An 18,057-nucleotide genomic window follows, 5' to 3' on the forward strand; every position below is an offset into this window, starting at 1 on the left:
TCCGATGCCTTCCGTTCTTGCCGGTATGACCCTTCTGGTCCTGGGAGAAAGCCACATGAGTCTGGCCGACCACCTCATGGAGCCTTTGCACGACAACCTGACCAGACAGGGCGCCATCGTGCACTCGATCGGCGCCTGCGGTGCCAGCGCCGGCGACTGGCTGATCACCAAGAAAGTCGACTGCGGTGCCGAGCAGAAGGGCAAGGGCCAGATCGTCATCAAGGGCCGCGATGCAACCACCACGCCGATCGGTGAGCTGATCGCCGCCGACAAACCGGACCTGGTGGTGATCGTCATCGGCGACACCATGGCCTCCTACGACAAACCGTCGTTTCCCAAGGCCTGGGCGTGGCAGAGCGTGACCGGTCTGACCAAGGCCATCGCCGCCACCGGCGCCAAATGCGCCTGGGTCGGACCTGCGTGGGGCAAGGTCGGCGGCATGTACCAGAAGAACGATGCCCGCACTCAGTTGATGTCGCAGTTTCTGGCCAGCAACGTCGCGCCGTGCACTTACATCGATTCGTTGAGTTTCTCCAAACCGGGCCAGTGGATCACCACCGACGGCCAGCATTTCACTGTGGCCGGTTACAAATCCTGGGGCACGGCGATTGGTGAAGCGCTGGGCAAGTTGCCGGTGAGCAGCGTCAGTGCCAAAGGGGCCGGGCAATGATGGTCTGGCGCCTGGCCGCAGGCAGTTGCGCGGCGCTGCTGGCAAGTCTGAATGTGCAGGCCGCCGATTTCGCGCTGTACCCCACCGGCCCTGCGCAGGATTCGGCGTTCATCCGCTTTATCAATGCCACCGCCGCGCCGCTGGACGTCAGCGCCGCCCAAGGCCAGCCGCTGCGCCTGGATGCCGGACAGCCGGCGTCGTTGTACTTCCCGGTGCAGGCCAGCCCTTCGATCAAGGGCACGCTGCTCAGCGGTGAGCACAAACTGGCCGTGGACGTGGGCATCGAGCCTGGCGAGTTCGCCACCGTGATCGCGCTGCCGGACGCCAAAGGCGCTCCCACCCAAGTGACCGTGCGCGAACAGCCGGATGACTTCAACGGCCTCAAGGCCTCGCTGGCGTTCTACAGCGTCGATGCCGGTTGCGCCGAGGCGTCGCTGCGTCCGGCCGGGCGCACGGCGGATCTGTTCAAGGCGGTGCCGAGCGGCACGTTGCAGCGTCGCTCGATCAACCCGGTCAGCCTGTCGGTGCAACTGGTCTGCGGCGGCGCCAATGTCGGTTCGCCGCTGGATCTGGGTGAACTCAAGGCCGGCGAGCGCTACAGCGTATTGCTGGTGCCATCCGCCGGCGGCCCTCGGCTGTTGTCGGCAACGGATACGTTGGCTCACTGATCGGATGGCGTAGTCGTCGTTATGGTATTTGCGTCCCTTGAGTTTCTGATGGTGTTCCTGCCAGCCTTCCTGGCGGTGTACGCCCTGGCGCGTCCATCCTGGCGCAACGTCATCCTGTTGATCGGCAGCTGGCTGTTCTACGGCTGGCTGAGCCCGTTGTTCCTGGCCCTGCATATCGTGTTGACCATCGTGGCCTGGGTCGGCGGCCTGCTGGTGGACCGGTCGCGGGAAGGCTCGAGCGGGCGAATGCGCTTGTTGATCGGCCTGATCGTGTTCAACACCGCGGTGCTGTGCTGGTACAAGTACGCCAACATCGTGGTCGGCAGCTGGAACGAGCTGATCAACTGGTACAGTGCGATGCCGCTGCAATGGCAACGGGTGGCGCTGCCGGCCGGGCTGTCGTTCATCGTGCTGCAAGCCATCTCGTACCTGGTGGATGTGCATCGGCATACCGTGCCAGCGGAGCGCAGCTTCATCAATTACGCGACTTACATTTCGATGTTCGGCCACTCGATTGCAGGCCCCATCATTCGTTACGACTGGGTGCGTCGCGAGCTGGTCCGGCGGCACTTCAACCGGCAGAACTTCGCGTTGGGCGCGCGGCGCTTCATGGTCGGCATGAGCATGAAAGTGCTGGTGGCCGATACCTTGTCGCCGCTGGTGGATGTGGCGTTCCATCTGGAAAACCCGTCGCTGGTGGACGCGTGGATTGGCTGTCTGGCGTATTCGCTGCAACTGTTCTTCGACTTCGCCGGGTACAGCGCCATGGCCATCGGCCTGGGCCTGATGCTGGGCTTTCACTTTCCGGAAAACTTCAACCGGCCGTATCTGGCCAGCAGCATCCAGGACTTCTGGCGGCGCTGGCACCTGTCGCTGTCCAGCTGGCTGCGCGACTACCTCTACATCGGCCTGGGCGGCAACCGTCGCGGTGTGTGGAACACCTATCGCAACCTGTTCCTGACCATGGCCATCGCCGGTCTGTGGCATGGCGGCGACAGCTGGAATTACCTGCTGTGGGGTTCGGCGCACGGTGTGGCGTTGTGCGTCGACCGCGCCTGGTCGCGTTCCAGCCTGCCTTCGATTCCCAAGCCGCTGGCGCATGTGCTGACGCTGTTGTTCGTGTGCCTGGCCTGGACGCTGTTCCGTGCCCCGGACTTCCACACGGCAATGACCATGTACGCCGGACAGTTCGGCCTGAACGGCTTGGGCCTGGGCGATGCGCTGGCGGTGACCCTGCGTCCGGCCCACGGCATGGCGGCGGCGCTGGGCGTGGTCTGCGTGCTGGCGCCGCTGTTGCAGAAGCGTGGCGAGCAGCGTTTCGGCAGCCGGCCGCTGTATGTGGTCAGCGCGGCGCTGTGGCCGGTCGCCGGTTTCCTGCTGTCTTTCGCGCTGATTGCCAGCCGCGAGACAGTGCCCTTCCTGTACTTCCAGTTCTGAGGACGACGCCCGATGACTTCTTCCTCGGCTCTACCGCCATCGCCCAGTGACCTGGACGTGCGCGTCAGTCATGTCGCCGGCATCACCCTGGCGGCCTTCATGGCCGTCGGAATGCTGGCCACCGGCGTGCTGATGGCCAGCGGCAAGGTGCAATGGTTGCCGCCGCACACCACCACCGATTCCGTCCTGCACGGCGATGTGACCCACGCCCTGGCCAAACAGATGTCCGGCACCTTTCTGGCTGAACGCATGGCGGATCTGGAGCGCGGCGCCAGCTGGCTGTTGCTGCACGACACCGGTCCACGGGTTCGCCAGGGTTGCCCCGGCTGGCTGTTTCTGGCCGATGAGTTCCGGCTCAACCGCCACGCCCAGGCCAACGCGCAAGCCAAGGCCCAGGCGGTGATCGATCTGCAACGCAGCCTGGGCAAGCGCGGCATCGAGCTGCTGGTGGCCATCGTGCCGGACAAGAGCCGTATCGCCGCGCCGCAATTGTGTTCGCTGTATCGCCCGACGGTGTTGCAGGAACGGGTCGTGGCCTGGACTGCTGCGCTGCAGACCGCAGGCATCCACACCGTGGACCTCGCCGCGACCTTGCAACCCTTGGGGGAGGGCGCTTACCTGCGCACCGACACCCACTGGAGTGAAATCGGCGCCGATGCGGCGGCCCGCACCGTCGCCCAGCGCGTGCAGCAATTGGGTATCGAAGCAACACCGAGCAGACAGTTCATCACCCAGACCCAGCCCGAAGCGATTCGCCCCGGCGATCTGGTACGCCTGGCCGGTCTGCAATGGCTGCCGATCTCGTTGCAACCGCTGGCGCAAAGCGTGGCGGCAACACAGATGGTCGAGCAGGCCGAAACGACCCCGGAAGGCGGCGACAGCCTCGACGATCTGTTTGGCGACAGCAATCTGCCCAACGTCGCGCTGATCGGCACTTCGTTCTCGCGCAATTCCAACTTCGTGGGCTTTCTGCAGCGGGCGCTGAGTGCGCCGGTCGGCAACTTCGCCAAGGACGGCGGCGAGTTCTCCGGCGCCGCCACGGCGTACTTCGACAGCCCGGCTTTCAAGCAGACGCCGCCCAGGCTGGTGATCTGGGAAATTCCCGAGCGGGATCTGCAGACGCCGTACAGCAAAGCCGTTGAAACCGGGCTGTAGTAGCATTGGCTAGATATATAGCTATCTAGCTAGCCAGCTATCCGAGCCGTGGGTCGATGCTGAAATCCAGTTCCCTGGCCAGCGCCACCACCGCGGGAAAGGCCGGGTGCAGCACATTGAGCAGGTAGTTGGATTCGCGCGGAATGATCACGCTGGGCACCGCCAGCGCCAGGCTTTGCCCCGACTCCAGCCAGGCATCGCCGAACGAGGCGGTGGCCGGCGGCGCCGGTTCATCGCGCCAATCGACGGGCAGGGTGTCGACGCGGGCATTGAGAATGTGTTGCTCGGGGATCTGTAATTGAAGCATGGCGTAGTGCTGGGTCAGGCTGGCATCGCCCAAGTGCACCAGCACTTCCAGCAGCGCCAGGGACTCACTACCGGCGCAATACACACAGGCATTGCCCTTGCTGTTCCAGCGTCCGCCGTAGAGTTTTGCGCCTTCACCGTCGAAGGCCTGGGCCAGCCATTTGCGTTTGACCAGGCGATAGATGGCAATCACGCCACCACACCGTGCTCAAGCCGGCCGATCAGATCGAGCACTGCCTGGGCTTCGGCCGAGGTGGTGAGCATTTCCAGCGGCCGTCGATTGCCCAGCCCATAGACCGGATTGGCCAGCCAGCGGCGAGTGGCGACGGCGTCGTCTTCGAACAGGTCCAGCGCCGCCTTGTACACTGCCGCCAGGCGAAACAGGCGGTCACTTTCTTCGGCGTTGAACTGCCGCACCTTGAGACGCCGCTGCAAAGTGGCCGGTGCAATGCCCAAATGTTCGGCCAGCGCCGAGCGGTTCAGGTCGGTGTACTGCGCCAGACGCTCGAACACTTCATAAGGCAAGCCTTCGCGCAGAGCCGTATAAAGCCGTGCGCCACGGGGCGGAATACCGAGTTTCTGCCAGAAGCCTTCGTCCTGGACCGGAGCAGGATGGTAGTCACGAATCGCCAGGGACACGGCAACCTCCGTCTATCGATTGATATTTAAAACATCTATCAACTGATACTAATCGGCTTTGGCACTCAAGGATAGCGCGGCGATGCCGTTTGCCGTTTGCTGCTGGTAATTGGCACAACCACTGCTTAACAGCAGGCGTAAAAAAGCGCGCATGCTGGATGCGCGCTTCAGCTATGGCCTTTACACCACAGGCTTGGGAGGCACGCCCGAGCCACTACCGGAACCGGTCGTTGTGCCGGAGCCGGAACCCGTACCCGTGCCGGACAGCGCACTGGTGGACGTCTCGGTGCTGCCGATTCCGATGCCAATCCCCGAATCCGAGGTCTTGCCAGGGGAAATGTCAGTACCGGTCTGTTCCTTGTCGCTATCGGTCCTGGAGCCTGATTTCGCCGCCTCGGCCGTCTGTTTCACGGTGTCTTTGACGCCGGCATACGCCTCCTGACCTTTGGCCTTGAGCGTCGACGTCAGCTTGTCGCTGGTGCGGCCCAGCAGTTCATCTTCCTTGCGGGTCGACGGCAAGGCTGCACCCAGCGCAGCGCCCAATGCGATGCCGATGGCCGCCAACACCAGAGGCTGCTCTTTGAGCAAGGTATCGAACTGACCCTTGAGTTGCGCGGTTTGCGCATGCAGCTGGGCATTGGCGTCATGGGCCAGATTCCGCGCCTGGCTGGCCGAGGAACCCAGCGACTCGCTGGCGCCCTGATGCAATCCGCTGGCCTTGTCTTTCAAGGTGTGAGCCTTGTCGGTCAGTGCATGCGCCTTGTCGGTCACCGCTGCGGTGGCATTGTGAACACTGTTGCTGACCTGCCCGAAGGCGCTCGCCACCTGACCTGCCACGTTACTGAGCTTTTCACCCAACCCCGGACCGGAGCTGACCGGATAGGCCGCAAACGGCTTGTTCTGGTTCAAGGCCAGCCAGGTCAGCCCTATGCCGGTCAGCACGGTGGGCACAGGATTGTTCTTCAAGGTGGTGCCCAGGTTCTGGAAGAACTCGCCGCCGTTGCCCTTGGTGTAGGTCAGGACCTGATCGAACAGTTGCCCCGGCGTGAAACGGCTTTCCAGGGAATCGACGATGTTGCTGATGCTGGCGCGCTTGGCGTCGATTTCCTGTTCCAGGGTTTCAGGGCTTTTCTGGGATTCGGTTTCGAATGAGGTGCTCATGACATTTTCCTCTTCAGCGTGTCCTTGTCCTGTTGCATGGCATGCAGCGTGCGGTCAGGCGTGAAATGCGACGGCTCGAACTGCTTCTTGCCGGACTGCAGCATGATGAAGCCGATGATCAGGGTCACCGCGCCGACGATCAGCGCTGCCAGCCACAATTGCATGATGGTGCCCAGGCCATACACCGCCGCCATCAGCAGGATGATCAGGCCGGCCAGCAGCACGATGGCGCCACCGGCCACCGCAGCGGTGCCGGCCTTGAGCGTCGCCAGGCTGGCTTGCAGTTCGGCCTTGGCCAGGGCCAGTTCCTTGGTAAACAGCTCAGGCACTTCGCGGGTCAGCTGGCGCAGCAGGCCGCCTATGGACGCGCTGTCCTGCACGCCTGGATCGCTCGACTTCGGGGTATCGAATGGATCGCTGCTCATCACACACCTCCTTTGAAGCTGCCGTGGGGCGCGCTGTTGCCATGGGGATAGGCGTTGTCACCGGCAGGATGGATCGCAGATTCCCCCAGTGGATCGACGACACCGGCCGGGCGTTGTACTGAAGCGGCCGACGGCAGGTCTTCGGAAAGCGGCGCGACCGAGGTCTGATACTGCTCCTGCGCGCCGTAGGCCGGCTCGGGAGCTGACGTCTGCCCGTCATGCTGGGCGCTGGCCCGCAGAAAGCGCGACAGACCCACGCCGATGGCGACACTGCCGGCCAGGAACAGCGCCGGATTTTCCCGCGCCAGCCGTGCACCGCTGTGCAGCAGGTCTTCGGCGCTCTTGTCACGCACCTGATCGGCAAACGAGCCAAGGCCGCTGGCCAGTTGCGACAGGTATTGGGAAATCCCCAGTGAGTCTTTGCCTTCCAGGGCCGAAGCCGCGCTTTGCGCCCCTTCTACCAGCGAGTCGAGCTGCTCGGCGGCCAGGTCTCGATAGTGCTCGTACTGCTCGGCGCCCTGTTCCTGGACGTCTTTGAGTGCCGCACCTGCTTCATCGCCCAGGTTCTGCAAATGTTCCTGGGACGTGCCGGATGATCCCGTTGGCCGGGTACCTTGAGCTGGATCGTTCGTCATTGCCATTCACTCCATCGTTTGGATATCCGCCGGGCACACGCAAGGCGTACCCCAGTGCATGTTGTAAAACACGCTTAAGTGAGTGACGGGGTGTTGTCGCGTGAGTTCAAGGAAATTGATGGGTGGGCATTGCAACCCAGTGGCACAGGCGTGCTGCTTGCGGGTGGGAACGGCTCAATCCTTCTCTGGAATGATCGAAATCGTCCCGTTGCGCTCGATGATCGCGTAGCGGATATCGCTCATGCTGGCGATGCCCTGGTTGGAGCGGGCCGACTCCATGATGTCGGCCTCGGTGATGCGCGCTTTTTTCATGCGGCGCAGCAGCGGCTGGCCGTTTTCGACGATGACCGTGGGGCCGCCGTCCAGCAGCAGGGCAACGCGCTTGGAACGCTGTTTGAGCTGGGAGAAACCGACGTCAATGGCGATCAGCGTGGCGATGATCAGCACCGAATTGGTGATGGAAAAGTCATCGCCCAGCAGTGCTTGCTGGGTCGCTTCGCCGATGATCAGCAGCAGCACGAAATCGAAGGTGTTCAGATCGGCCAGGGAACGGCGGCCGGCGATCTTGAACAGGATCATCAGCATCAGGTACATCACCGCTGCGCGGAGTACGGAGTCCATCGTTCAGGTGTCCTGTCAGGGGTAGATGAATTTGGGAAGCGTCAGCTGCGGCCCGTCGCGCAGGCGAATGCGGCCCTGATACAAGCCCACGCCGTTGCTGCGCAGACTCAGGTACAAGGTGGCCATGCCCTTGGCGTCGGCCTGCATCGGGATCACCAGGTCTTTGGCATCGCTGGTCAGGTGCGCCGGTTGCGGGTTGAGGCTTTCGATGGACATGCCGTCCAGCCATTCACTGCCCAGGACCAGATAGCGCATTTCGCCGGGCGCGCCGAACGAGGACACGATGACGTCGTCCTGGGCGCCGTTGCGGCTGAAGCGCTCGTACTCGACGCTCAGGCGTCCGTCGGGACTGTGCAATTGAACGTGGCTCAACGGTCCTTTGGAAAACAGCCCGGCGAGGGTCAGGGCGATCACCACGATCAGCGCCAGCCAGCCTGTGCGCTCGAAACGCCAGGCACCGCGTTGCAGGTCCATGTCCTCGTGCACCGGTTCGGTCCGGCTGGTGAATTCTTCCTGTTCGTTCATCGACGTCCGGTGCCCGGTTGTGGAGATCACGGCATTCGACACCAGGCCGGCCAATAGTTTGCGATATTTGCCACGGCTCGATGCCCGTCAGGAATGAATGCTGCTGCACACATAGCCGCTGTCCATTCGGGTGGGCTCGACGGCATGGATCATTCCGGCCGCGCAGGCTTGTTGCGGGTTGAGAATGCGCGGCGCGGCGATCAGGTATTTCTCGATTTCCAACGCCTCCTGGGCATCCTCGGTGCGCTCGGCGACGATGCGTGCGTACAGCTCCAGATCGTAATCCAGGCTCATGGCGTACTCGGCCATCCGCGCGTGATCGACCGAGCCGTTCACATGCCAGTGGAAAGGATGAAAGAGGAACTTGCTGTGCGGGCAGGCGGTTCTGCGTTCGCCGGCCAGGAACACGATATTGCCCATGGACTCCACGGTTCCCAGGTTATGGGTGTGCACCGGAATCGGCAGGGCCAGCAGAAAGTTGTACATCGAGAAGCCGTAGCTGCATTCGCCGCCCATGGTGGCCAGGTTGATGATCAGCTCGGTGGCGTTCTGTTGAACCGCCACCGAGCATTTCTCGATGAGCTGGCCGCAGGTGGATGCATTGATTGGAGCGGTGAAGTGGATGAGATGAGTGGTCATGGAAGCGCCTCTAGAACTGATGTCGGCTGACAGCACCCTGAAAGGCGCCGCCACCGGCATCGACCATCTTCTGATGGAGCTTGATTGCACCCGGCTATTGATAAGCACAGGTTCCGAAGGCCGGACAGACAGCTTTCCCACTGGCCGGTAACCCCTTGAGGTTAGTTATTCAGAGAGCGCCGGGCGCGGAATGTCCTGAGCTTTTTCGGGCATGACCGATGAACGGTATTTTCCCTGGCGGCCGGTGTTCCTTTCTGCCGGGGCTGGACATTGGACTAGTTGATCAGGGCGTGCGCCGGGCTGTTTCGGCGGCGGCCGCTGGCTGGGTGAAAACCCTGCGGTCAGATGAGTGGCCAGGAATTTCTTTAAATACGTAACCCGATGATTATCAAGAGTTATTGCGCATCGGTTATATCCATATGTTTGGTTATTTCCTGGGTAATGGCAAGATGCTTACTTATTGAATTGGCGTGGTTTTTTGACCCTTTAATTGTGTATTGTTTTTAGTGAGGAAAGTTTGATCTATAAATTCTATGAAACGACTGGGTGATGACCGCTCGTCTTGCTATGGACTAATTTCCTAAACTCTCGGGGCCTGTCCTATTCATACTCAGTGACGCTCATACGAGCACGTCGTCAATTCTGTAAAAAGGTGAATGAAATGGCTAAGACAGGAAACTCCGGCAATTTCGCTAACGATACTCAGAAAGCGTCGGAAGCCGGCAAAAAGGGCGGGCAATCCAGCGGACAAGGTTCCGGTGGCAAAGGCTCGAGCGGCAATTTCGCAGACGACCGGCAAAAAGCCTCCGAGGCCGGCAAGAAAGGCGGTCAGAGCAGCCACAGTGGTGGCCGCAACAGCTGATTCGGCCGGCGTGAACGGGCAGCACGCGCTGCAGTGACGCCGGTAGGCTGAATCGAATTCACGTAATGAAAAATGGCGGACCCCGATAACCCGAGGCCGCCATTTTTTTATGCGTGCTCAATAGGGCTCGCCAATAAATTGCAGATAAATCATTGGAAGTATTTGAAATAAACAGGACTTTTGATAGAAGCTTGAGCACTATTGTATTGGCCGGTGAATGAACGCTGGAGGCCGTGTGTGTTTTTTCACTGTGTTTGATGCAGTCAGCGCGTTCATGCCCTAGCAGCATGAAGCGATTGAATCAGCCTGATTTTCTGTCGTGAGAAATACTGATGTCTACGATTGCGCTGCTGATTTGCGATGACTCGAATATGGCACGCAAGCAGATGTTGAGAGCCTTGCCCCCGGAGTGGGGCGTTTCGGTCACGATTGCCGGCAACGGTAGCGAAGCACTGCAAGCCATCCGCAAGGGGCTGGGCCAGGTCGTGCTGCTGGACCTGACGATGCCGATCATGGATGGCTATCAGACCTTGTCGGCGATCCGTGCCGAAGGCCTTCGGGCCAAGGTCATCGTGGTGTCGGGTGACGTTCAGGATGAGGCCGTGCGCCGCGTGCTGGAGTTGGGCGCGCTGGCGTTCGTCAAGAAACCGGCCGATCCGGCTGAAATCAGGCAGACCCTGACGCGTCTCGGGCTGATGGGGGCGCCCGCCGCCACGCCGACGTTGCTGCCGGCGGCCCGGGATGGTGCGATCAGCTTCCAGGATGCGTTTCGCGAAACCATCAACGTGGCCATGGGCCGCGCCGCCGCCCTGCTGGGCAAGGTGCTTGGGGTGTTCGTGCAATTGCCGGTGCCCAACGTGAGCATGCTGGAAGTCAGCGAGCTGCACATGGCGCTGGTCAACGCCCAGAGCGACGAAAAGCTCACGGCGGTTTGCCAGGGCTACATCGGCGGCGGCATCGCCGGCGAGGCGCTGCTGATGTTCCATGATTCGGAAATCGCCGACATGGCCCAGCTGATGCGCCGCGACTCACCCGATTATTCGGACATGGAAATGCTCCTGGACCTGTCCTCGATCCTGATCGGCGCCTGCCTGAGCGGAATTGCCGAGCAGATCGACATCTCGTTTTCCCAGAGCCATCCGCAGGTACTGGGCAGCCAGGGCGGGATCGACGCGTTGATCCGCAACAACCACCAGCACTGGAAGAAAACCCTGGCGGTGGAACTGAGCTACAGCGTGGAAGGGCACAACATCCATTTCGATCTGCTGATGCTGTTCACCGAGGATTCGGTGGAGCGACTGACGCATAAACTCGCCTACCTGATGAGCTGACCCATGAACCACTCGATCGACATCAAAGAGCTTCATTGGTTATTGGCCGTCACCCAGAACATCGACGTGGGCATCGTGGTGCTGGACCGCACGTATCAGGTGCTGGTCTGGAACACCTTCATGGAGAACCGCTCCGGCGTGGTGCCGTATGAGGCCATCGGCAAGACGTTTTTCGAGCTGTTCCCGGAAGTGAACCGCCAGTGGTTCGGCCAGAAGGTCGACAACGTGGTGACCCTCGGCACTCCGGCGTTCACTGTCTGGGAGCAGCGGCCCTATCTGGTGCGCTTCAAGAGCTACCAGCCGATCACCGGGCAGGAAGCGTTCATGTACCAGAACACCACCCTGTTCCCGCTGCGTTCCACCAATGGCGAGATCAGCCAGATCTGCCTGGTGATCTATGACGTCACCGACGTGGCCAGCAACCGCCACCAGTTGCAGGCCGCCAACGCCGAGCTGCTGCACCTGTCCAGCACCGACCGGCTGACCGGCCTGTACAACCGCGGGCATTGGGAAGAGGCGCTCAGGCTCGAACACGCGCGGCATGCGCGCTATGGCTCGCAGGCCGCGCTGGTGATGTTCGATATCGACCATTTCAAATACATCAATGACACCTATGGCCATCAGGTGGGCGACGAGGTGCTGCGCTCCGTCGCCGGGCTGCTGCGCAACCTGATTCGTGAAACGGACATTGCCGGGCGCTACGGCGGTGAAGAGTTTGCCGTATTGCTGCCCGATACCGATGGTGCGCACGCGCTGCTGTTTGCCGAGCGCCTGCGCAGTGCGGTGGAGGAAAGCGAGGTGATGCATGAAGGCCTGGCGATTCGCTGCACCATCAGCCTGGGCGTTGCGGATCTGGCTACGCCGGTCAGCGACTACAAGCAGTTGATCGAGCGCGCCGACCAGGCGATGTACGTGTCCAAGCGCAGCGGGCGCAATCAGGTGACGGTACACAAATGAACGCAGCCCTGCGGGGCTTTACCTGCTCGTGCTAGGATCGGGATTTTTCCGCTGACGCTCAGGGACATCATGCGACCTCAATCCACACTCACTGTTTTGCCTGTCGATCGTCCACTGGTCGGGCGCGTCAGCCCGCCGGGCTCCAAGTCGATCACCAACCGCGCGCTGCTGCTGGCAGGCCTGGCGAAAGGCACGAGCCGCCTGACCGGCGCGCTCAAGAGTGATGATACCCGCGTGATGTCCGAAGCCCTGCGCCTGATGGGCGTGCAGGTCGACGAGCCGGATGACAGCACCTTCGTGGTCACCAGCACCGGTCACTGGCAGGCGCCGCAGCAGGCTCTGTTCCTGGGCAACGCCGGCACGGCCACCCGGTTTCTGACCGCAGCACTGGCCAATTTCGAAGGCGACTTCGTGGTCGATGGCGACGACTACATGCGCAAGCGTCCGATCGGTCCGCTGGTCGATGCGTTGCAGCGCATGGGCGTCGAAGTCAGCGCACCCAGCGGCTGCCCGCCGGTGGCGATCAAGGGCAAGGGTGGTCTGGCGGCCGGACGTATCGAGATCGACGGCAACCTGTCCAGCCAGTATGTCTCGGCGCTGCTGATGGCCGGCGCCTGCGGCCAGGGCCCGCTGGAAGTCGCCCTGACCGGCAGCGAAATCGGTGCCCGCGGCTACGTCGACCTGACCCTGGCAGCCATGAAGGCGTTCGGCGCCGAAGTCCAACAGCTGAGCGACACCGCGTGGCGCGTCGAAGCCACCGGCTATGTCGCCACCGATTTCCACATCGAGCCGGACGCCTCCGCCGCGACTTACCTGTGGGCCGCGCAAGCCTTGACCGGCGGCGCCATCGACCTGGGTGTGGCGGCGGACGCCTTCACCCAGCCCGACGCCCTGGCCAGCCAGATCATCGCCCGCTTCCCGAACATGCCGGCGGTGATCGACGGCTCGCAGATGCAGGACGCGATCCCGACCCTGGCCGTGCTGGCCGCGTTCAACAACCAGCCGGTGCGCTTCGTCGGCATCGCCAACCTGCGGGTCAAGGAATGCGACCGTATTTCTGCCCTGTCCCACGGCTTGTGCGCCATCGCGCCGGACCTGGCGGTGGAAGAGAGCGATGACCTGATCGTCCATGCCAGCCCCGCCCTGGCCGGCCAGACTGTCGACGCCCTGATCGACACCCACGCCGACCACCGCATCGCCATGTGCTTCGCCCTGGCCGGCCTGAAAGTCGCCGGCATCCGCATCCTGGACCCGGACTGCGTGGGCAAGACGTATCCGGGGTATTGGGATGCGCTGGTTTCACTGGGGGTCCAGGTACAGCGCTGATCCAGTAGAACCGGGCTGCATGGCAGGCCTGCCATGCCACGGTCCATCGCCGCAAGCTCACTCGGCCAGCTCCACGCAGAACACGTGGGAGCGCAGCTTGCTCGCGATCTGGCGCGCAGCGGCAGCACAATGATTCACGCGGTGTACCTGAAAAAACACGGGCGCCCGGTTTGCTGCCGCTTCGCGCCAGATCGCAGGCAAGCGGAGCGCCGCCCGGCCAGCTCCCACGCCCTTTGGGCAGAATCAAAAAAGGATATGACCCGCTGTCATTTCTAACAGTAGACCAGAACTCCAAAGTGAATAAGCTGGAGGCTGGAATTCAATCCACGCCATGGAGGCGAGCATGGACGCTCCCAATACCGGCTTTTCCGTCTGTAAAAACCTGATCAGATTGACCGTCGTGCTGATGGTGATTTTCTCGACAAGTCTGCTGCTCGCGCCCAAGCGGGCCGATGCGCAAGAGGTCAACCTAGCGACCTGCGTGGCCGGTACCCATACGGCAAAATGGTCGCCTGGCGTTACCCACACCGAACAGCAGATCACTGTCACAACCACCAGCGAATGGGGTTGTTCGGCGCTTGCGCTCCCCTTGCTGACCGGCGCGAAATCCACGCAGACCTTTCAGGCGAGCTTTTCCTGCCATTCCCTGTTCAAGCAGACAGAGCCCATTACCTGGATCATCGAGTGGAATGACGGTCAGACCAGTACCTACAGGTTCACCGCCGGCGTGACATCAACCGGCAACTTGAACACGTCGATAACCGGCGTCGGAAAAATTGTGGACGGTCGCTTCAAGGATGCCGATGCGATCAGCACGTTCGCTCTGCTCGACGTTCCGAGCCTGTTGAGCAACGACTGCAACCAGCCCGGCGGTGTCACGCAAATGAGCGGCCTGACAACGCTGATCATTTCGCCCTGAGCCGCAGAAGAGGAAGCACTAATTGCCAAGGTACGTGAACGCTTGGCCAACCCTCAGCGGGTCCAGTTTTCGTCTGCAAGCAAACTGATCGATTTCTGCTTCATGGCGGGCTCTAGCAAACAAGGTACCCGGCAACAGAGCAGGGCTTTATCGAAGTATTCAAAAAACCCTGTACTGCCAACTGATCCCCATTCCCTCTCTGAAGGACCGAGCATCTCGCCTTGGTTGGTAAAAGCTGCCGTGCCGCACTGACTAAAAATGCACTGTATATAATGCATATAGCCGTATACACTCAGCTTTGCATTACATACGATGCATTTAGAGGCTATATGGATAACATCGGCGAAACGATACGCAAGCTGCGAAAGGCAAAGCGCTATACCCAAGGCGATGTCGCGTCACGGCTGCAAATGAGCCGCGCCACGATATCGGGTATCGAGAACGGGACGGTGTCGGAAATAGGCATTCGCAAGGTGGAAGCGATCCTCAATCTGCTGGGCCATACGCTCGCTGTTGTACCGAAGTCGCGGCGCCCGACCCTCGATCAACTGAAGGACCAGAACTTCCATGACTGACGAGAAATCCCGGCCATTGCCGGTGAAAGTTGCGAACGAGCAAGTCGCAACTGTCGCGCGTAGCGAGGTCAAGAAGGGCGGTACCAGCTTTCGATATTTGCAGGACGTAGCCCCCGGCAACGCCGTCTCGCTTGTCATGCCTGTACGTTGGGACGCCTACAACTGGTCAGATGGCATCCTCCCGATCCTGTCGATGAACATGCCCGAAGGCATCTTGAGGGCAGAGCTGCAGAGCATGTTCTCCAAGACGAAAAAAGGCTTTGATGACCTCGATCTGCTCGGGATTGTTGGCCCTTACCAGCTGGGCCGGGTTTCGGTCGGACACCTTGATGACGACGAGCTTCCAGATTTGTCGGTCGACGACCTGCTCATTCATGATTCGGCCCGAGGTCTGTTTGAAGATCTGTTGCAGCGCTATGCGAAGTACAGCGGCATTTCCGGCGTGCAACCTAAGGTGCTGGTGCGAGACGAAGCGGGCAACGAATTGAACAGGTTTACCCACCGAGGCGCGACACACATCGTCAAAAGCTGGCGGGAAGAGGACTACCCAGAGTTGGCCGCGAATGAGTTCTTCTGCATGCGAGCGGCAAAATACTCCGGGCTGGCCGTTCCGGACATCAGTCTCAGCGCCAATGGCAAACTGCTAATCGTCGAGCGATTCGATGTAACGGATACGGGATACCTGGGTTTCGAAGACTTGTGCGTGCTCAATGGCTGGCCTGCACACAAGAAGTATGACGGCTCCGTTGAAGGGGCCGCAAAGCAGCTCAAGACCTTCCTGTCACCGGATCGGGTGCGCGAAGGGCTGGAGGCGCTGTTTCTCACTATCGCGTTGTCCACGGGCGTTCGAAACGGCGACGCCCACTTGAAGAATTTCGGGGTCATGTACAACGACTGCAGCGAAGAGGCAGAGGTCTGGATGGCGCCGACCTATGACATCGTATCGACCACAGCCTATAAGCCGAACGACATCATGGCTCTGTTTCTGGCCGGGTCGAAGAACTGGCCCAAGCACAAGCTGCTGGTTGAATTCGGTAGGCGCTCGTGTCAGCTCGGCGAGGGGCGTTGCCGTGATCTGATGGAGCAAGTGGCGCAGGGTATGGCAAAAGCCCGTGGCGAACTGCTGGAGTACCTTCGGGACCATGCCTCGTTCGAACTGATCGGCACCAGAATGCTGAGTGAATGGGATCGCGGAATACAACGCAGCCTGGTGCCGGAGACGCGCCCCAGAGTCGTGGATCTGGGCGCAAAGAAGGGTCGTAGCCCTGCCATGTGATCTCCGTCAGCCGAAGGTAACTTGCTGCATCACGCAGTCAAAGCCCCCTGTACTGCAAACTGAACCCCAGCTCCACACTTTCCCCTTGCCGCAACAGGCACAACCCTGGCTTGCCCGGCAGGTGGTGGGCGTTGACCGGGTGGCTGACCGGTTCGAAGCAGAAGAACGGCAGATCCGGCGGGCAGAACACCAGAAAGTACTCGCTGCCGGTGGCCTGGCCGTGCAGTTCGTAGCCCAGGTCCGGCTGGCGGATGATGCAGCGGCCGTCCCATTGGGTGAAGCCGTTGTCCAGCCGGTTGGCGGGAAGGGTGTTGGACGAACTGAAATCCCATTCAGGCGGCAGTTCCGCCAGCTGTGTCGGTAAGCCGCCTTCATCGCTCAGCCAGACCTGCGCCGCCTTGGCCTGCAAGCGGGTATGGGTGGTGCGCGGCAGGTAGGGGTGCAAACCCAGGCCGTGCCAGGCGGCGCGGCTGTCCTGGTGAGTGGTGCTCAGTTCGATGCTCAGCAGGCCGTCGCGCAGGGTGTAGCGCAGCTGCGTGCGATAGGCGAACGGAATAGGGCTGTCGAGCTGCAGGCTGATCCGGTTTTCGCTGTGCTCGATCACCTGCCAAGGCTGTTGCCAGGCGCTGCCGTGAATCGGCAGTGCGTCGTTGGCGCTGTTGGGTTCAAGCGCCAGCCAGCCGTCCGGGGTGTCGAACCCGCCGTTGCCGATGCGGTTCGACCAGGGCGCCAGCGGGTAGCAACCCAGGCGCCTGGGCGTGGCCGCGGCCAGAGCGGCGGCGTCGCTGGGGCGCAGCAGCGGGTGGCCGCTGTGCAGCGCGGTCCAGTTGACGATACTGGCGCCGATGTCCGGCGCCACGGTCAGGCGCGTCAGGCCGTCTTCAAGCGTCAGAAGGTTTGCAGGCATTGGGTTCCGCCTTTTGGGAAGGAGATGTTGGCGTCGAAGGCGGGTTGCGCTTCAAGGCCAGCAGCACGATGCCGCTGACCACGATCAGTCCGCCGATGACCTGGCTGCTGCTGAGCAGCTGGTCGAGGATCAGCCAGCCGAACAGCAGGCTGGCGACCGGTTCGATGTTCATCACCGGCGCGTTGCGGGCCATGTCCAGGCGCGTCATGCAGATGAACAGCAGCGAGAAGCCCAGGCCGTAGAGCACCACGAGGCTGGCCAGGGCGGTCCAGCCGGTCGAGGTGGCGGGCAGGTCGACGCCGCCGGGCAGCACGCCGCTGATGCCCGCCACGCTGGCGGCGACGAAGACCACCACCATGGTCAGCATGCTGCGCACCGTGCCGCGCAGGCGGGCTAGCTTGTTATCCGTGATCCACAAGGCAACGGCGAACACCACCGCCGCCGTGAAGCCAAACGCGACGCCTTCCAGCCATTGCGGCTCGCTGCTGCCGGGGTTGCTCAGGCGATGCGGCACATCCAGTGCAAAGACCAGGCCGAACAGAATCAAGCCCATCAACAACGCGGCGCGACGAGTCGGTGCCGCACCGCCCAAGGCCCAGGTCAGCAACGCCAGCAGGATCGGCGCGACGTTGACCACCAGCAATGCCAGGGCAACGGGAATCCGCGCCACGGCCGAATAGATGCAGAAACTCTGGGTCGCAATCAGCAGGCCCAGCACGATCTGCCAGCGCCAGGTTTGTGCGCTGAAGCGCAGCGTTTCGCCTTGCCACAGCACCAGCCCGATCAGCACCAGCAGGGTCACGCCGGAACGGCAAAGGATGGCCAGCAGCAGGCCGGTGTCGTGATCGAAGGCGATGCGCGCAGCGATGTGGTTGCCGGCGAACGCGCAGGCCAGCAGGGCCAGAATCAGCACCGCGATGTGGCGGGGAAATAATGCAGGAGCAGACATAAGCGACCAGCCTCCTTGGCTGGAAAACAACATCGCCGCCAACGAGGGCGGCGATGGTGTGAAGCGTTGAACCG

22 protein-coding genes are annotated in these 18,057 nt (G+C 61.7%); 12 read left to right on the plus strand and 10 right to left on the minus strand.

Going from position 1 to position 18,057, the window contains the following annotated elements; all coding sequences use genetic code 11:
• Nucleotides 1-4 precede the first annotated feature (4 nt).
• From EGJ27_RS24335 to EGJ27_RS24350, 4 genes are read left to right on the plus strand one after another with little or no spacing between them, the layout of a single operon-like run.
• Nucleotides 5-670, plus strand: coding sequence for an SGNH/GDSL hydrolase family protein (locus EGJ27_RS24335; protein ID WP_125833293.1), 666 nt, complete (start codon nt 5-7; stop codon nt 668-670).
• Nucleotides 667-1,338, plus strand: coding sequence for an alginate O-acetyltransferase AlgF (locus EGJ27_RS24340; RefSeq protein ID WP_125833294.1), 672 nt, complete (start codon nt 667-669; stop codon nt 1,336-1,338). The genes EGJ27_RS24335 and EGJ27_RS24340 overlap by 4 nt, the downstream gene beginning before the upstream one ends.
• 21 nt (nt 1,339-1,359) lie before the next feature.
• Nucleotides 1,360-2,775 (plus strand): MBOAT family protein, encoded by a 1,416-nt coding sequence (locus EGJ27_RS24345; RefSeq protein WP_125833295.1) that lies wholly within the window; start codon nt 1,360-1,362, stop codon nt 2,773-2,775.
• 12 nt (nt 2,776-2,787) lie between these two features.
• Entirely contained in the window at nt 2,788-3,930 is a 1,143-nt protein-coding gene (locus EGJ27_RS24350) for a cell division protein FtsQ (protein WP_125833296.1), read from the plus strand.
• Between the two features lie 37 nt (nt 3,931-3,967).
• Here the strand turns inward: EGJ27_RS24350 and EGJ27_RS24355 are convergent, their stop codons facing one another.
• The 8 genes from EGJ27_RS24355 to EGJ27_RS24390 form a co-directional block, all read right to left on the minus strand.
• On the minus strand, nt 3,968-4,429 hold the full coding sequence (locus tag EGJ27_RS24355) for an RES family NAD+ phosphorylase (RefSeq protein WP_125833297.1): 462 nt from the start codon (nt 4,427-4,429) through the stop codon (nt 3,968-3,970).
• Nucleotides 4,426-4,875: an antitoxin Xre/MbcA/ParS toxin-binding domain-containing protein gene (locus EGJ27_RS24360; RefSeq protein WP_125833298.1), complete on the minus strand. Its 450-nt coding sequence runs from the start codon at nt 4,873-4,875 to the stop codon at nt 4,426-4,428. Before EGJ27_RS24360 ends, EGJ27_RS24355 begins: the two co-directional genes overlap by 4 nt.
• Before the next feature lie 180 nt (nt 4,876-5,055).
• On the minus strand, nt 5,056-6,036 hold the full coding sequence (locus EGJ27_RS24365; RefSeq protein ID WP_125833299.1) for a DUF3618 domain-containing protein: 981 nt from the start codon (nt 6,034-6,036) through the stop codon (nt 5,056-5,058).
• Complete coding sequence (locus EGJ27_RS24370; protein ID WP_125833300.1) at nt 6,033-6,461, minus strand: phage holin family protein; 429 nt, start codon at nt 6,459-6,461, stop codon at nt 6,033-6,035. Before EGJ27_RS24370 ends, EGJ27_RS24365 begins: the two co-directional genes overlap by 4 nt.
• Entirely contained in the window at nt 6,461-7,096 is a 636-nt protein-coding gene (locus tag EGJ27_RS24375; RefSeq protein ID WP_125833301.1) for a hypothetical protein, read from the minus strand. Before EGJ27_RS24375 ends, EGJ27_RS24370 begins: the two co-directional genes overlap by 1 nt.
• 174 nt (nt 7,097-7,270) lie before the next feature.
• Nucleotides 7,271-7,717, minus strand: coding sequence for a DUF421 domain-containing protein (locus EGJ27_RS24380; protein ID WP_125833302.1), 447 nt, complete (start codon nt 7,715-7,717; stop codon nt 7,271-7,273).
• 15 nt (nt 7,718-7,732) lie between these two features.
• On the minus strand, nt 7,733-8,272 hold the full coding sequence (locus tag EGJ27_RS24385; protein ID WP_256672917.1) for a hypothetical protein: 540 nt from the start codon (nt 8,270-8,272) through the stop codon (nt 7,733-7,735).
• 57 nt (nt 8,273-8,329) lie between these two features.
• On the minus strand, nt 8,330-8,881 hold the full coding sequence (locus EGJ27_RS24390; RefSeq protein WP_125833303.1) for an ATP-dependent Clp protease proteolytic subunit: 552 nt from the start codon (nt 8,879-8,881) through the stop codon (nt 8,330-8,332).
• Here EGJ27_RS24390 and EGJ27_RS24820 point away from each other — a divergent pair.
• From EGJ27_RS24820 to EGJ27_RS24425, 8 genes are all read left to right on the plus strand, one after another.
• Nucleotides 8,880-9,032, plus strand: coding sequence for a hypothetical protein (locus EGJ27_RS24820; RefSeq protein ID WP_158619392.1), 153 nt, complete (start codon nt 8,880-8,882; stop codon nt 9,030-9,032). The genes EGJ27_RS24390 and EGJ27_RS24820 overlap by 2 nt on opposite strands.
• Nucleotides 9,033-9,542: 510 nt before the next feature.
• Nucleotides 9,543-9,743, plus strand: coding sequence for a general stress protein (locus tag EGJ27_RS24395; protein ID WP_125833304.1), 201 nt, complete (start codon nt 9,543-9,545; stop codon nt 9,741-9,743).
• A gap of 332 nt (nt 9,744-10,075) precedes the next feature.
• Nucleotides 10,076-11,074: a response regulator gene (locus EGJ27_RS24400; protein WP_125833305.1), complete on the plus strand. Its 999-nt coding sequence runs from the start codon at nt 10,076-10,078 to the stop codon at nt 11,072-11,074.
• Between the two features lie 3 nt (nt 11,075-11,077).
• Entirely contained in the window at nt 11,078-12,031 is a 954-nt protein-coding gene (locus EGJ27_RS24405) for a sensor domain-containing diguanylate cyclase (RefSeq protein WP_125833306.1), read from the plus strand.
• Between the two features lie 69 nt (nt 12,032-12,100).
• Entirely contained in the window at nt 12,101-13,357 is a 1,257-nt protein-coding gene (gene aroA, locus EGJ27_RS24410; protein WP_125833307.1) for a 3-phosphoshikimate 1-carboxyvinyltransferase, read from the plus strand.
• Between the two features lie 343 nt (nt 13,358-13,700).
• Nucleotides 13,701-14,276 carry a hypothetical protein gene (locus tag EGJ27_RS25150; protein ID WP_256672918.1) on the plus strand — a complete coding sequence of 192 codons (576 nt, stop codon included), beginning with the start codon at nt 13,701-13,703 and terminating at the stop codon, nt 14,274-14,276.
• Between the two features lie 329 nt (nt 14,277-14,605).
• A complete protein-coding gene (locus EGJ27_RS24420; RefSeq protein ID WP_125833308.1) occupies nt 14,606-14,851 on the plus strand; it encodes a helix-turn-helix transcriptional regulator in 246 nt (81 codons plus the stop codon).
• Nucleotides 14,844-16,127: a type II toxin-antitoxin system HipA family toxin gene (locus EGJ27_RS24425; protein ID WP_125833309.1), complete on the plus strand. Its 1,284-nt coding sequence runs from the start codon at nt 14,844-14,846 to the stop codon at nt 16,125-16,127. Before EGJ27_RS24420 ends, EGJ27_RS24425 begins: the two co-directional genes overlap by 8 nt.
• A 37-nt stretch (nt 16,128-16,164) precedes the next feature.
• On the opposite strand, the gene EGJ27_RS24430 is transcribed toward EGJ27_RS24425, so the two are convergent.
• Together EGJ27_RS24430 and EGJ27_RS24435 are read right to left on the minus strand one after the other, a co-directional pair.
• Nucleotides 16,165-17,034: an aldose 1-epimerase gene (locus EGJ27_RS24430; RefSeq protein ID WP_125833310.1), complete on the minus strand. Its 870-nt coding sequence runs from the start codon at nt 17,032-17,034 to the stop codon at nt 16,165-16,167.
• Entirely contained in the window at nt 17,009-17,983 is a 975-nt protein-coding gene (locus EGJ27_RS24435; RefSeq protein ID WP_125833311.1) for a DMT family transporter, read from the minus strand. Before EGJ27_RS24435 ends, EGJ27_RS24430 begins: the two co-directional genes overlap by 26 nt.
• Nucleotides 17,984-18,057: the final 74 nt, after the last annotated feature.

Source organism: Pseudomonas sp. v388, assembly GCF_003935425.1.
Classification (GTDB): Bacteria; Pseudomonadota; Gammaproteobacteria; order Pseudomonadales; family Pseudomonadaceae; genus Aquipseudomonas.

Bases quoted from the DNA above. Each gene is read 5' to 3' on its own strand.
- EGJ27_RS24335 (WP_125833293.1), top strand. From the start codon at position 5: ATGCCTTCCGTTCTTGCCGGTATGACCCTTCTGGTCCTGGGAGAAAGC.
- EGJ27_RS24340 (WP_125833294.1), top strand. From the start codon at position 667: ATGATGGTCTGGCGCCTGGCCGCAGGCAGTTGCGCGGCGCTGCTGGCA.
- EGJ27_RS24345 (WP_125833295.1), top strand. From the start codon at position 1,360: ATGGTATTTGCGTCCCTTGAGTTTCTGATGGTGTTCCTGCCAGCCTTC.
- EGJ27_RS24350 (WP_125833296.1), top strand. From the start codon at position 2,788: ATGACTTCTTCCTCGGCTCTACCGCCATCGCCCAGTGACCTGGACGTG.
- EGJ27_RS24365 (WP_125833299.1), bottom strand. From the start codon at position 6,036: ATGAGCACCTCATTCGAAACCGAATCCCAGAAAAGCCCTGAAACCCTG.
- EGJ27_RS24370 (WP_125833300.1), bottom strand. From the start codon at position 6,461: ATGAGCAGCGATCCATTCGATACCCCGAAGTCGAGCGATCCAGGCGTG.
- EGJ27_RS24375 (WP_125833301.1), bottom strand. From the start codon at position 7,096: ATGACGAACGATCCAGCTCAAGGTACCCGGCCAACGGGATCATCCGGC.
- EGJ27_RS24380 (WP_125833302.1), bottom strand. From the start codon at position 7,717: ATGGACTCCGTACTCCGCGCAGCGGTGATGTACCTGATGCTGATGATC.
- EGJ27_RS24820 (WP_158619392.1), top strand. From the start codon at position 8,880: ATGGAAGCGCCTCTAGAACTGATGTCGGCTGACAGCACCCTGAAAGGC.
- EGJ27_RS24390 (WP_125833303.1), bottom strand. From the start codon at position 8,881: ATGACCACTCATCTCATCCACTTCACCGCTCCAATCAATGCATCCACC.
- EGJ27_RS24395 (WP_125833304.1), top strand. From the start codon at position 9,543: ATGGCTAAGACAGGAAACTCCGGCAATTTCGCTAACGATACTCAGAAA.
- EGJ27_RS24400 (WP_125833305.1), top strand. From the start codon at position 10,076: ATGTCTACGATTGCGCTGCTGATTTGCGATGACTCGAATATGGCACGC.
- EGJ27_RS24405 (WP_125833306.1), top strand. From the start codon at position 11,078: ATGAACCACTCGATCGACATCAAAGAGCTTCATTGGTTATTGGCCGTC.
- aroA (WP_125833307.1), top strand. From the start codon at position 12,101: ATGCGACCTCAATCCACACTCACTGTTTTGCCTGTCGATCGTCCACTG.
- EGJ27_RS25150 (WP_256672918.1), top strand. From the start codon at position 13,701: ATGGACGCTCCCAATACCGGCTTTTCCGTCTGTAAAAACCTGATCAGA.
- EGJ27_RS24420 (WP_125833308.1), top strand. From the start codon at position 14,606: ATGGATAACATCGGCGAAACGATACGCAAGCTGCGAAAGGCAAAGCGC.
- EGJ27_RS24425 (WP_125833309.1), top strand. From the start codon at position 14,844: ATGACTGACGAGAAATCCCGGCCATTGCCGGTGAAAGTTGCGAACGAG.
- EGJ27_RS24430 (WP_125833310.1), bottom strand. From the start codon at position 17,034: ATGCCTGCAAACCTTCTGACGCTTGAAGACGGCCTGACGCGCCTGACC.
- EGJ27_RS24435 (WP_125833311.1), bottom strand. From the start codon at position 17,983: ATGTCTGCTCCTGCATTATTTCCCCGCCACATCGCGGTGCTGATTCTG.